This is a genomic window from Pseudomonas sp. LBUM920, from assembly GCF_003852315.1.
Classification (GTDB): domain Bacteria; phylum Pseudomonadota; class Gammaproteobacteria; order Pseudomonadales; family Pseudomonadaceae; genus Aquipseudomonas.
Genome location: NZ_CP027762.1, coordinates 3,729,422 through 3,745,480, shown reverse-complemented (window position 1 = coordinate 3,745,480; position 16,059 = coordinate 3,729,422). Strand labels below are relative to the sequence as shown.

Genomic DNA, 16,059 nt, shown 5'->3' with positions numbered 1-16,059 from the left:
AGGACAAGCAGGATGGCAAATCCCTACGCCGAGTTGTTCCACGCTCCTGGCAGCAAGGCATTTGTGCTGGCCGGCATGCTTGCGCGCATGCCGATATCGATGACCGGTATCGGCCTGATCACCATGCTGTCGCAAGTGCACGGCGGCTTTGGTCTGGCGGGCGCGGTGGCGGCGGTGTTCGCCCTGGCCACGGCGTTTTGTGCGCCGCAGGTTTCGCGGTTAGTGGACCGCTACAGCCAGGGCAGGGTGCTGCCGATCGCGGCGCTGATTGGCGGTGGGGCGTTGTTGCTGTTGCTGCTGTGCACTGGGTTGCAGGCGCCAAGCTGGACGTTGTTTGTGTTCGCCGCCCTGGCCGGTTGCATGCCCAATATGTCGGCCATGGTGCGGGCGCGCTGGACCGAGTTGTACCGCGGCCAGCCCAGGTTGCAGACCGCATTTGCCCTTGAGTCGGTGCTCGACGAGGTGTGTTTCATCATCGGCCCGCCGATCTCGGTTGGCCTGAGTGTGGTGCTGTTTCCGCAAGCCGGGCCCTTGGTGGCAGCGCTGCTGCTGGCGGTGGGGGTGACCACCTTCGTGCTGCAACGCGCAACTGAGCCACCGGTACATGAACACGAGGACCATCACGGCGGTTGGCTGATCGCCTCACCGTCGGTACTGATCCTGATGATCCTGTTGCTGGCCATGGGCGTGATCGTCGGCGTGGTGGATGTAGTCAGCGTCGCATTCGCCCAGCATCAGGGCCAACCGGCGGCGGCGAGCATCGTGCTCTCGGTGTATGCCATCGGCTCCTGCCTGGCGGGGTTGGCGTTTGGCACGCTCAAGCTCAAGGCGCCGTTGCCCCGGCAGTTTCTGTTCTGCGGCGTGGCGACGGCGTTGACCACCTTGCCGTTGTTGCTGGTGACAAATATCCCCGGGCTGGCGGTGGCCATCTTCATCTCAGGCTTGTTCTTTGCCCCGACGCTGATCGTGTCCATGGCCCTGGTGGAGCAGATCGTCCCGCCGAGCCGCCTGACCGAAGGCATGACCTGGCTGATCACCGGCCTGAGCATCGGCGTGGCCATCGGCGCCGCCAGCTCCGGTTGGATGATCGACCACTTTGGCGCCCCCAGCGGGTTCTGGGTGGCGCTGGTGGCGGGGGCGGTGGTGCTGGGGGCAGCGCTGCTGGGCTATCGACGATTGGGCTGATCAGCCGACTGCCGGAAAAGGTTCTGCGCAATGATGTTGCAAAAACTCATTCAGCGCCTGGCGCGTCAGGTCATTGAGCGTCACTTTCTTACGGGCCGCTGCCAGGGCTGCAGCCAGATGCAGGTCATGGCCGACCCGCACGTTGAATGAACCCTTGCACGGCTTTTCCGGCGTTTGCCCCAGGCGCAGGCACGTAGCGAGATAGTCATCCACGGCTTCCCGAAAAGCGCTGTCCAGCTCCGCGACGGTTTTGCCTTCATAGCTGACCAGCGCCTTGATAAACAGCACTTTGCCGAACAGGCAGTTGTCTTCGAGGCTGGCTTCGATAGAGCCGATGTAGCCGTTGTGTTTCAGTTGGTTGTTCACTGAATCAGGTCTCCTGATTTCAATTGTTCGATGATCTGGCGCCGAATGTAGTGTTTCAGTTCGTTTCCGGGGTGAGGCCTGTGCAAGGTGATCATTGCACTGGGGTCGTCGATGTCGAATTTGACGCGGCTTCCAGCCCCTTCAATCTGTGTGTAGCCAAGACGCTTGAGCAGCGTTTCGAGCTCTTGCCAGGTAAAGGCCACGCGCTCGTTGAGCAGTTTGGCGAGCAGCTTTTCATTTTTGGACACGGCGTTCCCTGCGTGTAACTAAATGTAGTTGCAAAAAGTGGTGTTCGTCAATGCTAGCCCGGCTTTGTGTGTCTTGGCTGAGATTGATGTAACCCTTGATGACACCTCGCTCCAAGCCTCTCATCCCCCCGCTAATTTTTCCCCGCCCGGTTCGTTTTATAGGGACGACGTGCCTTTGTGCTTCCTGCCTATTGCTCCGGACTCCAAGAAATGAATGCTGAAGACTCCTTGAAACTTGCTCGCCGGTTTATCGGGTTGCCCCTGGAAAAACGCCAAGTATTCCTGCAGGCCTTGCAGAAAGAGGGCGTGGATTTTTCCCGGTTTCCGATCCCGGCAAGCGTGGAAGCAGAGGATCGCCAGGCGCTCTCGTACGCGCAGCAGCGTATGTGGTTTCTGTGGCAATTGGACCCGGCCAGTGGCGCCTACAATCTGCCCGGCGCCGTGCGACTCAAGGGTGCGCTCAGCCTGCGTGCGCTGGAGCAAGCCTTCGCCAGCCTGGTAGCGCGGCATGAAACCTTGCGCACAGTCTTCCAACGCCAGGCCGATGAACGTCTGACCCAGGTTTCGATAGAGCCCTCGCTTGTCGTCGAGCACCTGGACTTCAGCGCCATGGCCGCCGTTGAGCAGGAGCAGGCCGTCAACGACGCGGCGACGCGTCAATCGCTGCTGCCGTTCGATCTGGAACACGGCCCGTTGCTGCGCGTGCAATTGCTCAAGCTCGATACGCAGGAGCATGTGTTGCTGCTGACCCTGCACCACATCGTCTCCGACGGCTGGTCGATGAACGTGCTGATCGACGAGTTCATCCGCTGCTACGACGCCCACGAGCGCAATGAGGCGCCGCAATTGCCGGCATTGCCGATCCAGTACAGCGACTACGCCCTGTGGCAGCGCCGCTGGTTGGAAGCGGGAGAGCAGGCACGTCAGCTCGAGTACTGGCAGGCGCGCCTGGGCGACGAGCATCCAGTGCTGGAGCTGCCAACCGACCACCCGCGCCCGGCGATGCCGAGCTACCAGGGCACTCGCCATAATTTCGCGATCGACCCAGGCCTGGCTGCGCAACTGCGCGCCTGCGCGCAAAAACACAACGTCACGCTGTTCATGCTGTTGCTGGGTGCTTTCAATGTGCTGCTGCACCGTTACACCGGGCAGGCAGACATTCGCGTCGGCGTGCCGATCGCCAATCGCAACCGTACCGAAGTCGAAGGGCTGATCGGCTTTTTCGTCAACACTCAAGTCCTGCGCACCGAACTGACCGGGCAAACCCGCGTTGGCGAACTGCTGCAAGGCATCAAGGAGCACGCGCTGGGCGCCCAGGCTCATCAGGAATTGCCCTTTGAGCGCCTGGTGGAGGCCCTCAAGGTCGAGCGCAGCTTGAGCCATACGCCGCTGTTTCAGGTGATGTACAACCACCAGCCGGTGGTGGCCGACATTGCCAGCTTCAACACCGCTTCAGGCCTTGAGCTTTCGCTGGTGGAATGGCAAGGGCGCACCACCCAATTCGACCTGACCCTCGATACCTATGAGAAGTCCGGCACCCTGCATGCTGCGCTGACTTACGCCAATGACTTGTTCGAGGCACCTTCCATTGCGCGCATGGCCCAACACTGGATCAGCCTGCTACAGGCAATGGTGGCCGACGGCGAACAGCGCGTGGGTGAATTGCCGATGCTGGCTGACGATGAGCAGCACGTACTGGTCCATGCGTGGAACCAGACCGGCGAGGCGTATCCGACCGAGCGCGGCATCCACCCACTGATCGAAGACCAGGTGCAGCGCACACCGGACGCGCCAGCCTTAGTGTTTGGCGCAACCACCTTGACCTACGCCCAACTCAATGCCCGCGCCAACCAACTGGCCCATGCTTTGCGCGAGCAGGGCGTGGGCCCGGACGTGCTGGTGGGGCTGTGCGTCGAGCGCTCCGTCGAAATGGTGGTGGGCCTGCTGGCCATCCTCAAGGCCGGTGGCGCTTACGTGCCGCTGGACCCGGAATACCCGCAGGAACGTCTGACCTACATGATCGAAGACAGTGGCATCACGCTGCTGCTCAGCCAGCAAAGCCTGCTCGCCGCCTTGCCGGTCGAGCGTATTCAGGTGATTGCCCTCGACCAGTCGGCCAGTTGGCTGGAAGGCTACAGCAATGCATCGCCCGACAGCGGCGTCCACGCACTCAACCTGGCCTACGTGATTTACACCTCCGGTTCGACCGGCAAGCCCAAGGGCGCAGGCAACAGCCATCGCGCCTTGGTCAACCGCTTGTGCTGGATGCAGCAAGCCTACGAATTGACGGCCAGTGATGCGGTGCTGCAGAAAACCCCGTTCAGTTTTGACGTGTCGGTGTGGGAATTTTTCTGGCCGCTGATGACCGGCGCGCGCCTGGTGGTCGCAGCCCCTGGCGAACACCGCGAGCCGGCCCGGTTGATCGAAACCATTGACCGCCACGCCATCACCACTTTGCACTTCGTGCCGTCGATGTTGCAGGCGTTTATCCATGAGCCGGGCGTGCAAGGCTGTGCCAGCCTCAAGCGCATCGTCTGCAGCGGTGAAGCCTTGCCGCTGGATGCGCAACGTCAGGTCTTTGCCAAGCTGCCAGCAGCCGGGTTGTTCAACCTCTACGGCCCGACTGAAGCGGCCATCGACGTGACCCACTGGACCTGCATCGATGAAGGCGCCGACAGCGTGCCCATCGGCCGGCCCATCGCTAACCTCGCCACCTACGTGCTCGACGCTCAGCTCAACCCGGTGCCGGCCGGTGTGTCCGGCGAGCTGTACCTGGGCGGTATCGGCCTGGCGCGCAGTTATCACCGGCGCCCGGCGCTGACTGCCGAGCGTTTTGTGCCGAGCCCGTTCGTCAACGGCGAGCGCCTTTATCGCACCGGCGACCGCGTGCGCCAGCGCACTGACGGCGTGATCGAATACCTCGGCCGTCTTGACCATCAGGTAAAGTTGCGCGGCTTGCGCATTGAGCTGGGCGAAATCGAAACGCGCCTGCTCCAACACCCTTCGGTACGTGAGGCAGTGGTGCTGGTGCAGGGTGGCAAGCAGTTGGTCGCCTACCTGGTGCTCGACAGCGAGGAGCCAGCGGACCTCAAGGCCTGGCTGCTCAGCAGTTTGCCGGAATACATGGTGCCGACCCATTTCGTCGTGCTGACCCAGTTGCCGGTCACCGCCAACGGCAAGCTCGATCGCAAAGCCTTGCCACTGCCGGAGGCTGCGTCGCAACAGGCATTCATCGCGCCTTCGAGCGACCTGCAAAAAGCCCTCGCGGCGATCTGGAGTGATGTACTCGGCGTTCCACACGTGGGTGTGGACGACAACTTTTTCGAGCTGGGCGGCGATTCGATCATCTCCATCCAGGTGGTCAGCCGTGCCCGTCAGGCAGGCATTCGCCTGAGCCCGCGCGACGTGTTCCAGTACCAGAGCGTGCGCAGCCTGGCGCTGGTGGCGAGCTTCGAGCACGCAGTGGTTATCGATCAGGGGCCGGTCGCCGGTGAGGTGATTCTGACCCCGGTGCAGCAGGCCTTTTTCAGCCAGGCAATTGCTGCGCGCCACCACTGGAACCAGTCACTGTTGCTGACCCCGCGCGAAACGCTGGAACCGGCGTTGCTGGACGCCGCCCTCACACAGTTGATCAACCACCATGACGCCCTGCGCCTGAGATTCACCCGGCAGGCCGAAGGCTGGCAGCAAGCCCACGCCGCACCGGCCGCTGAATCTGTGCTGTGGCAATCGAGCGTCGACACCGAGGCTGAATTGGCCGCGTTGTGCGATGAGGCTCAGCGCAGCCTGAACCTGGAAGAAGGCCCGATGCTGCGCGCGGCGTTGGTCACCCTGGCTGATGGCGCCCAGCGACTGCTGTTGGTGGTCCATCACCTGGTGGTCGATGGTGTGTCGTGGCGCGTGCTGCTGGAGGATCTGCAGCAGGCTTACCGCCAAGCCGCATTGCCCGCCAAAACCAGCAGCTATCAACAGTGGGCGCAGCAGCTGCAGGCGCACGCGCATACGCTGGATGAGCAACTGCCTTTCTGGCTGGCGCAGTCCGGCGATGCCGAGCTGCCATGCGATAACCCGCAGGGCGGCCTGCACAATCGGCTGGGCGCCACGCTTGAAACCCGTCTTGACGCCGAACACACCCGGCAACTGCTGCAAGACGCGCCAGCGGCTTATCGCACCCAGGTCAACGACCTGCTGCTGACGGCGCTGGCGCGCGTGATCAGCCGCTGGAGCGGCCAGGCCGCCGCGCTGATCCAGCTGGAGGGCCATGGTCGCGAAGACCTGTTCGACAGCCTCGATCTGAGCCGTACGGTCGGCTGGTTCACCAGCTTGTTTCCGGTGCGTTTGCAGGCCGCAGGCACGCTGTCGGATGCAATCAAGTCGATCAAGGAGCAACTGCGCGCGGTTCCGCAAAAGGGCGTGGGCTACGGCCTGCTGCGCTATCTGGGCAAACCGCAATCGCGTGAAGCTCTGGCCGATTTGGCTGCGCCGCGTATCACCTTCAACTACCTGGGGCAGTTCGACCGCCAGTTCAATGAGTCAGCGCTTTTTGTCCCGGCCAGCGAAGGCAGCGGCCAGGCGCAGGACCCCGAAGCACCGTTGGCCAACTGGCTGACGGTGGAAGGGCAGGTGTATGGCGGTGAGCTGTCGCTGCAATGGGGTTTCAGTCGCGAGATGTTCAACGCTGCGACCATTCAGCGCCTGGCGGATGACTACGCCACGGAACTCAAGGCGTTGATCGAGCATTGCTGTGCGACGCCTGCCGGGCAGGTCACGCCGTCGGACTTCCCGCTGGCGCGTATTACGCAGCAGCAGCTGGATGCGCTGCCCGTGGCCGGGCCGGACATCGCCGAACTTTACCCGCTGTCGCCGATGCAGCAGGGCATGCTGTTCCACACCCTGTACGCGCCCGAGGGCCAGGCTTATATCAACCAATTGCGCCTGGACATTGAAGGCCTTGACCTGCTGACTTTCGGCCGCGCCTGGCAAGCGGCACTGGACCGGCACGACATCTTGCGCAGCAGCTTCCACTGGCTGGGCCTGGACATTGCCCATCAAGTAATCAGGCGTCAGGTCGACGTGCAGTTGCAGGTGGTCGAAGACGTGAATGCCGACCTCGATGCGCTGGCCGATGCCGAGCGCTCAAGCGGCTTTGAACTCAATGCCGCACCGCTGTTTCGCCTGATGCTGGTGCGCAGTACAGGGTCGGCCTGGCACTTGATCTTCACCAGTCACCACATCCTGATGGACGGCTGGAGTAACGCGCAGTTGCTCGGCGAAGTGCTAGCCCATTACGCAGGCCAGGCGGTGTCGGCGCCGCTGGGGCAGTTCCGCGATTACCTGGGCTGGCTGCAACAGCAGCCGTCGGGCGAGGCGTTCTGGAAAAATGCCCTGGCGCCTTTGCACGCGCCAACCTTGCTGGCTCAGGCACTGCGTGCGCCGGTTGGTGGCGTGGGCATGGCTGACCATCAAGTGCTGCTGGACGACGACTTTACCCAGGCCCTCAGCGAATTTGCCCGCCAACAAAAAGTCACGCTCAATACCGTGCTGCAAGGCGCCTGGAGCCTGTTGCTGCAACGCTACAGCGGCCAGGCTTGCGTGGTATTCGGCGCGACCGTCGCCGGACGTTCAGCGCCGCTGCCTGGGATTGAGCAGCAGTTGGGCTTGTTCATCAACACCTTGCCGCTGATCAGTGCCGCGTCGCCCGCCCAATCGGCCGGCGCCTGGCTCAATGAGCTGCAAGCCTTGAACCTCAGCTTGCGTGACCATGAACACGTGCCGCTTTACGACATCCAGGCGTGGGCCGGCCAGCAAGGTGCGGCGTTGTTCGACACCCTGCTGGTGTTCGAAAACTTTCCGGTGGCTGAAGCATTGAAGCAAGGCGCGCCGGCAGGCCTGACCCTCGGCCGGATGCATAACCACGAGCGCACCAACTACCCGCTGACCCTGGGCGTCGAGCTCGGTGCCGGCCTGCGCCTGGACTTCAGCTACGACCGCGCGCATTTCAGCGAGCAACAGGTCAAGCAGCTGGGCGCCAACTTGCATCACCTGCTGGCGCAACTGGTGACGGACGCCAGTGTGCCGCTGGGTAACCTGCAGTTGCTGGACGCCACGGCACAGCGCGACGTACTCACCCTCAGCCAATCTGCCGGTGCCGCCCAGCGTCCTCAGCGCGTACATGAGCGCATCGCTGCCCAGGCCCACGCCACTCCTGATGCGCTGGCAGTTCAGGCGGGCGATGAGCGCCTGTGCTACGCCCAGCTCAACGCGCGGGCCAACCGCTTGGCGCATCGCCTGTTGGCGCTCGGCGTGGGGCCGGGCCAGCGTGTTGGCCTGGCCAGTCGGCGTGGTCCGCAGCTGATCGTCAGCCTGCTGGCGGTGCTCAAAAGCGGCGCTGCCTATGTGCCCCTGGACCCGAAATACCCGGCCGAACGCTTGGCCTATATGCTGGCCGACAGCCGTTTGGACCTGCTGCTCAGCGAAACCGGGTTGCTTGCCGATTTGCCGTTGCCACAAGGCTTGACTCGTGTGGACTTCAGCGCATCCGGTGAAGAACTGCACACCTTCGCGGCGACCAATCCACCCAACCAAGCGGCGGCGGCCGACCTGGCCTATGTGATCTACACCTCCGGTTCCACCGGCTTGCCCAAAGGCGTGGCGATCGATCATGCCGCCCTCGGCCAGTTCTGCGACAGCGCGCAGGCCTACAGCCGGCTGAGTGCGCGAGACCGTGTACTGCAATTCGCGACCTTCAGCTTCGACGGTTTTGTCGAGCAGTGCTACCCACCGCTGTGCGTGGGCGCGGTCTTGATCATGCGCGGCGATGAGCTGTGGGACGCCGGCCAACTGGCCCGCGAGATCGTCGAGCAGGGCGTGACCCTGGCCGACTTGCCGGCCGCTTACTGGTATTTGCTGGCCAAGGAGTGTGCCGTCGACCAACGCACCTTGGGCAACCTGCGCCAAGTGCACGTGGGCGGCGAGGCCATGTCGGTAGAAGGCGTACGCGCCTGGCACGCCGCAGGACTGGGCGGCGTACGCCTGGTCAACACCTACGGGCCGACTGAGGCGACGGTGGTATCCAGCGTGCACGATTGCCAACTGGCGGATGCCAGTGAAGCGTTTGGCGTGCCGATCGGGCGGGCCATTGCCGGCCGGTCGCTGTATGTGCTCGACAGTGGTTTCGAACTGCTGGCCACTGACGGCGTCGGCGAGCTGTGCATTGGCGCCGAAGCAGGCCTGGCCCAGCGTTATTTCGACCGCCCGGCCTTGACCGCCGAACGCTTCCTGCCTGACCCGTTTTCCGCGGTGCCCGGTGCACGCCTCTACCGCAGTGGCGACCTGGCGCGTTACAACGAAGCCGGTGCGTTGGAGTACGTCGGGCGTATCGACCATCAGGTGAAAATTCGCGGCTACCGCATTGAAATGGGCGAAATCGAGGCTTGCCTGCAAGCCTTGCCGCAGGTGCGTGAAGCCGCGGTGATCGCCCAGCCGAGTGCGGTCGGCATGCAACTGGTCGCCTATGTGGTGCCTGCCCACGGTCAAACCCTGAACGGGCAAGCCCTGGCGGCCACCTTGCGCGAGTCTCTGCCGGATTACATGGTGCCGGGGCATTGGCTGGTACTTGACGCTTTGCCACTGAACAACAACGGCAAGCTTGACCGCCGTGCGCTGCCGGCGCCTGACCTGAACCTGCGTCAACAGGCGTATGTGGCGCCACAAAGCACGCTGCAAGTACAGCTGGCGGCGATCTGGCAAGCGGTGTTGCAGGTTGAACAGGTCGGCCTCACGGATCACTTCTTCGAGCTGGGCGGCCATTCATTGTTGGCCACCCAAGTGATTTCCCGCGTGCGCCATGACTTGAAACTGGAAGTGCCGCTGCGCGCACTGTTTGAGCAGCCGACGTTGCAAGCATTTGCTACGGCCTGCCTGGGGTTGCGTCAGCACAGCGCGCCACCGTTGCTGGCCCTGGGCCGTGGGCAGCCGATAGCGCTGTCTTTCGCCCAGGAACGCCAGTGGTTTTTGTGGCACCTGGACCCCGCCAGCGCCGCGTACCACGTTCCCACGGCGCTGCATCTGCGCGGTGAACTCGACATCGGCGCACTGGAGCGTGCTTTCCAGGCACTGGTGCTGCGCCATGAACCATTGCGCACTACGTTTGTTGAAGACGCTGAGCAGACCTGGCAGGTGATCCATCCCACCCTGGCGATACCGGTACAGCAGGCGAGGGCGCAGGCTGCGCAAATCCAGCAGTGTGTGGAGCAGGAAATCCAACGCCCGTTCGACCTGCGCAACGGCCCGTTGATGCGCGTCAAGCTGCTGGTGATTGCGCCCGAGCACCATGTGCTGGTGATCACCCAACACCACATCATCTCTGACGGCTGGTCGATGCACGTGATGGTGGATGAGTTGGTGGCGCTGTATCAGGGCCAAGCTCAGTTGTCGGCGTTGCCGATCCAATATGCCGACTACGCCGCGTGGCAGCGCAGCTGGATGGCGGCCGGTGAAAAACAGCGCCAGCTCGATTACTGGCAAAGGTGCCTGGGCGATGAACATCCAGTACTGGAGCTGCCTCTGGACCACCCGCGCCCTGCGGTGCAGAGCTTGCGTGGCGCGCGTCAACGGGTCCAGCTCGAGCCTGCGCTGTTGGCCGACCTGAAAACCTTGGCCCAGCGCCAGGACGTGACCCTGTTCATGCTCTTGCTGGCCTCGTTCCAGACCTTGCTGCATCGCTACTGCGGGCAAAACAGGCTGCGTGTCGGGGTGCCGATCGCCAACCGCAACCGCCTCGAAACCGAGCGGCTGATCGGTTTCTTCGTCAACACCCAAGTCATCCAGGTCGACCTTGACGGGCAGATGGCCTTCGAGCAATTGCTCGGTCAGGTCAAGCAGCGCGCCCTGGAGGCCCAGGCCCATCAGGACCTGCCGTTCGAACAGTTGGTAGAAGCGCTGCAGCCAGCGCGCAGCCTGAGCCACAACCCACTGTTCCAGGTGCTGTTCAATCACCAGGACAACCTGCGCTCCGCCCCGGTGCAACTGCCGGGCCTGGCGTTAGAGCCGCTGGATTGGGACGGCCACACCACGCAATTCGATTTGAGCCTGGAAACCGAAGAGTCTGCCGACGGCCTGTGGGCCTCGCTGACCTACGCCACCGACCTGTTCGAACCCGAGACGCTTGCGCGCCTGGCGCAACATTGGCAAAACCTGCTGCGCGCTGTGGTGAATGACGCGTCGCAGGCGCTGGATGAACTGCCGATGCTCAGCGAGCAGCAATGGCAACAGACGGTGCACAGCTGGAACGACAGCCACGCCGAGTACCCGCACACGCGGTGCGTGCATCAGTTGTTCGAAGCGCAAGTACTGGCAACACCGGACGCAAGCGCACTGCAATTCAATGGCGACACCCTGAGTTACTGCGAACTCAACCGCCGCGCCAACCGCTTGGCCCATCGCCTGATTGCGGCGGGCGTCGGCCCTGACGTGCTGGTGGCGGTGCATGTCGAGCGCTCGCTGGACATGGTCGTCGGCCTATTGGCGACCCTCAAGGCCGGCGGCGCCTATGTGCCGCTCGACCCGCAGTTCCCGGCGGATCGGCTGGCCTTCATGCTCCAAGACAGCCAAGCGCAGGTGTTGCTGACCCAGCCACACCTCAATGGTCGCCTGGCGCAGCCGCAGGGCCTGCACGTGTTGCTGGTCGATGAGGCGGGCGTGGACGAACACAACCCGCAGGTCCGTGTCACGCCGGAGCACCTGGCCTACGTGATTTACACCTCTGGTTCCACCGGCAAGCCCAAGGGCGTGATGGTGCGGCATCAGGCACTGTGCAGCTTTACCTGCGGGATGGCCGACACCCTGCAGATCGGCAGTGATGCGCGGGTTTTGTCGCTGACCACTTTCTCATTCGACATCTTCGCCCTCGAGCTATACGTGCCACTGACCGTGGGCGCCACGGTGCTGCTGAGCGGCCAGGAACTGGCGCTCGACCCGGAGGCGATTCTCGATCTGGTGCACAACCAGAGCGCCAATGTGCTGCAAGCTACGCCTTCGACCTGGCGGATGCTCCTGGAAAGCCCGCGCGCGTCGCTGCTGCAGGGCATCAAATGCCTGTGTGGCGGCGAAGCGCTGCCGGTCGACCTGGCCCAACGGCTGCTCGACCTGCAGGGTCCGGTGTGGAACCTTTATGGCCCGACGGAAACCACCATCTGGTCGGCTGCTCACCGCCTGGAGCAGGCGCAGCCTTTTGTTGGTCGCCCGATTGCCAACACGTCGCTGTTCATTCTCAACGCCGGGCTGATGCCATGCCCACAAGGGGCGGCCGGTGAATTGCTGATCGGCGGCGCTGGTCTGGCGCGCGGTTATCACGCGCGCCCGGCGCTGACCGCCGAACGTTTCGTGCCCAACCCATATGGCGCACCCGGTGAACGCCTGTACCGCACCGGCGATTTGGCGCGCTATCGCCCGGAGGGCGTAGTGGAGTACATCGGTCGCGTGGACCATCAAGTCAAGGTGCGCGGTTTCCGTATCGAGCTGGGTGAGATCGAAGCCTGCCTGCGTGAGAACGCGGCGGTGCGTGAAGCCGTGGTACTGGCCGACAACGACCGTTTGATCGCCTACCTGGTGACCTGTGCTCCCGAGCAACAGGCAAGCCTGCGTGAGCAGTACAAGGCTGATCTGCGCGCGCGTTTGCCGGATTACATGGTGCCTGCGCACCTGATATTCCTTGAAACCCTGCCGGTGACTCCCAACGGCAAGCTCGACCGCAAGGCGCTGCCCAAGGCGGATGCCGAGCTGTTGCTCAAAGCCCATGTGGCGCCCGTCAGCCCGCGCGAACAGCAGGTTGCGGCGATCTGGGCCGACGTGCTGGAGGTTCCGCAGGTGGGCCTCGATGACCACTTTTTCGAACTGGGCGGGCATTCGCTGCTGGCCACGCGCGTGGTGTCGCGAGTACGTCAGGTATTGGCGTTGGAAGTCGCGCTCAAGACCCTGTTCGAACAGCCTGTGCTCGGTGACTTTGTGCGTGCATTGGGTGAGGAGGGCGTCACCGCGCCTGCACTGCTTAAGGCCGACCGCGCGCAGCCGTTGCCACTGTCTTACGCCCAGGAGCGCCAGTGGTTCCTTTGGCAGCTCGACCCCAACAGCTCGGCGTACCACATCCCCAGCGCCTTGCGCTTGAAAGGCGCGTTGGACGTGGCCGCGCTGCAACGCAGTTTCGACACCATGCTGGCGCGCCATGAAAGCCTGCGCACGCATCTGCGCCAAGATGCGAGCGGCGCGGTGCAAGTGATTGAAGAGCTGGGCCTGATTGAAATCGAACGTTGCGATACCGATGAAGACGGGCTCAGGACGCAGGTGGCCGAGGCGGTCGCGCAGCCGTTTGACCTGCTGCGCGGGCCGTTGCTGCGCGTGAAATTGTTGCGCCTGGCCGCGGACGATCATGTGGTGGTGCTGGTGCAGCACCATATCGTCTCCGATGGCTGGTCGATGCAGCTGATGGTCGAGGAGTTGGTGAAACTCTACGCCGCCTTCAGCGACGGCCACACGCCGAATCTGCCGGCGTTGCCGATTCAATACGCCGACTACGCCCTGTGGCAACGCAACTGGATGGAGGCCGGCGAGAAAGCGCGCCAGTTGACGTATTGGCGTGAACAGTTGGGCGGTGAGCAGCCGGTACTGGAGTTGCCGTTTGACTACCAGCGCCCGGCGTTGCCGACCCATCGCGGTGCGCGCCTGGGCATTGAATTGACACCGCAGCTGTTGGCTGGCTTGCGGCGTGTGGCGAAACAGGCCGGGGTCACGTTGCCGATGGTGTTGCTGGCGGCCTATCAGGCCTTGCTGCACCGCTACAGCGGTCAGGAAGATGTGCGCGTTGGCGTGCCGATCGCCAACCGCAACCGCCTTGAAACGGAGGGCCTGATCGGCTTCTTCGTCAACACCCAAGTGCTCAAGGCTGACGTCAACGGCCAGATGAGCGTGGCGCAACTGTTGCATCAGGTGCGCCAACGCTCCCTCGAAGCCCAGGCCCATCAGGACCTGCCTTTCGAGCAACTGGTGGAGGCGCTGCAGCCCGAGCGCAGCATGAGCCTGAGCCCGTTGTTCCAAGTGCTGTTCAACCACCGCGTGACCTCGGCGGGCAGCCATTTGCAGCGTTTGCCGAGCCTGCAGGTCGAGGTGTTGAGTTGGGATGAGGGCGTGGCACAGTTCGACCTGGCGTTGGATGTGGAAGAGTCGCGCGAAGCACTGCATGCATCCCTGAGTTACGCCACTGATCTGTTTGCCCCCGCGACCATCGAACGCATGGCCGGGCATTGGCAGAACCTGTTGCAGGCCATGGTCGATGATCAGCAGCAGGCCATCGGGCAGTTGAACCTGCTGAACGCGGATGAGCAGCAGCACATTCTGCACCTGTGGGATTGCACCGGCTCGGGCTTCTCAATCGCACGCTTGGTGCACGAACTGATCGCCGACCGCGCGCGGGAAACCCCGGATGCCGTGGCGGTGAAATTCGACTCGCACACCCTGACTTACGGCGAGCTTGATGCACAGGCCAACCGCCTGGCGCATGCGCTGATCGCTCGTGGTGTGGGGCCGGAAGTGCGTGTGGCGATCGCCATGCCGCGCAGCGCCGAAATCATGGTGGCGTTCCTCGCCGTGCTCAAAGCCGGTGGTGTGTATGTGCCGCTGGACATTGAGTACCCGCGTGATCGTCTGCTCTACATGATGGACGACAGCCGCGCACGGTTGCTGTTGACGCACACCAGCGCCTTGCAGCAATTGCCGGTCCCGCAGGGGGTGAACACGCTGGCAATCGATCGCACCGAAGACTGGGCCCACTATAGCGATGCCGCACCGCAGGTCGCACTGGATGGCGACAACCTCGCCTATGTGATCTACACCTCCGGCTCCACCGGCATGCCCAAGGGCGTGGCGGTGTCCCACGGCCCGTTGGTGGCGCACATCATCGCCACCGGCGAGCGCTATGAAACCGGCCCGGCCGACTGCGAGCTGCACTTCATGTCGTTCGCTTTCGACGGCTCCCACGAAGGCTGGATGCACCCGCTGATCAACGGCGCCAGCGTGCTGATCCGCGACGACAGCCTGTGGCTGCCGGAGTACACCTATGCCCAAATGCACCGCCACAATGTGACGATGGCGGTGTTCCCACCGGTTTACCTCCAACAACTGGCCGAGCACGCCGAACGCGATGGCAACCCACCGGCAGTGCGCGTCTACTGCTTCGGTGGTGACGCGGTAGCCCAGGCGAGTTACGACCTGGCATGGCGCGCACTGAAACCCACCTACTTGTTCAATGGTTACGGCCCGACCGAAACCGTGGTAACGCCGCTGCTGTGGAAAGCCCGTAAGGGCGACCCGTGCGGCGCGGTGTATGCGCCCATCGGCACGTTGCTGGGCAACCGCAGCGGATACGTATTGGACGCGCAGTTGAACCTGCAACCCATCGGCGTCGCGGGTGAGTTGTACCTGGGCGGCGAGGGCGTCGCCCGAGGTTACCTGGAGCGCCCGGCACTGACCGCCGAGCGTTTCGTACCGGACCCGTTCGGCAAACCCGGCAGCCGTGTGTACCGCAGCGGCGACTTGACCCGTGGTCGCCCGGACGGCGTGGTGGATTACCTGGGCCGTGTCGACCATCAGGTGAAAATCCGGGGTTTCCGTATCGAATTGGGTGAAATCGAAGCGCGTCTGCGCGAGCAGGACAGTGTCGGTGAAACCGTGGTGGTGGCTCAAGAGGGCCCATCCGGCAAGCAACTGGTGGCGTATGTCGTACCCGCCGATCCGGCCCTGATCGACCAGGCCGAGTTCCGCGATGCCTTGCGCCGTGCGCTCAAGACCCGCCTGCCGGATTACATGGTGCCCACGCATTTCATGTGCCTGGCGCAGATGCCGCTGACCCCCAACGGCAAGCTCGATCGCAAAGGCTTGCCCGCGCCAGATGTGAGCCTGATGCAGCAACGCTACGTGGCCCCGCAAACCGAACTGGAACAGCAGATTGCGGCGATCTGGGCCGAGGTGTTGCGCCTGCCGCAAGTGGGTATGGACGACAACTTCTTCGAAGTCGGCGGCCATTCTTTGCTGGCGATCCAGATCACATCGCGGGTCCAGTCCGAGCTGGGCCTGGAAGTGCCCCTGGTTGAAGTGTTCCAGACCGAAACGCTGCGCGCCTATGTGCAGGCCGCCGCCACCTTCCGCGCCGGCAGCGCGGAAGATTTTGATGATCTTCGTGACTTTTTGAGCGAACTAGAGGCGATTTGAA

Annotated in this window: 4 protein-coding genes; 2 read left to right on the top strand and 2 right to left on the bottom strand. The window is 63.3% G+C overall.

The genetic code is table 11. The features are described from left to right. Positions 1-12 precede the first annotated feature (12 nt). Positions 13-1,185, top strand: coding sequence for an MFS transporter (locus C4J83_RS17335; protein WP_124417736.1), 1,173 nt, complete (start codon positions 13-15; stop codon positions 1,183-1,185). On the opposite strand, the gene C4J83_RS17330 is transcribed toward C4J83_RS17335, so the two are convergent. Together C4J83_RS17330 and C4J83_RS17325 are read right to left on the bottom strand one after the other, a co-directional pair. Then, positions 1,186-1,551, bottom strand: coding sequence for a type II toxin-antitoxin system HicB family antitoxin (locus tag C4J83_RS17330; protein WP_124417735.1), 366 nt, complete (start codon positions 1,549-1,551; stop codon positions 1,186-1,188). Then, a complete protein-coding gene (locus C4J83_RS17325; protein WP_124417734.1) occupies positions 1,548-1,799 on the bottom strand; it encodes a type II toxin-antitoxin system HicA family toxin in 252 nt (83 codons plus the stop codon). The genes C4J83_RS17330 and C4J83_RS17325 overlap by 4 nt, the downstream gene beginning before the upstream one ends. 210 nt (positions 1,800-2,009) lie before the next feature. On the opposite strand from C4J83_RS17325, the gene C4J83_RS17320 reads away from it, so the two are divergent. Then, the gene (locus tag C4J83_RS17320) at positions 2,010-16,058 is read left to right on the top strand and encodes a non-ribosomal peptide synthase/polyketide synthase (RefSeq protein ID WP_124417733.1); all 14,049 of its coding nucleotides are present in this window, start codon (positions 2,010-2,012) and stop codon (positions 16,056-16,058) included. Position 16,059 lies beyond the last annotated feature (1 nt).

What these genes read in the sequence shown, in the direction of transcription:
- C4J83_RS17335 (WP_124417736.1), top strand. Translation starts at nt 13, where the DNA reads ATGGCAAATCCCTACGCCGAGTTGTTCCACGCTCCTGGCAGCAAGGCA.
- C4J83_RS17320 (WP_124417733.1), top strand. Translation starts at nt 2,010, where the DNA reads ATGAATGCTGAAGACTCCTTGAAACTTGCTCGCCGGTTTATCGGGTTG.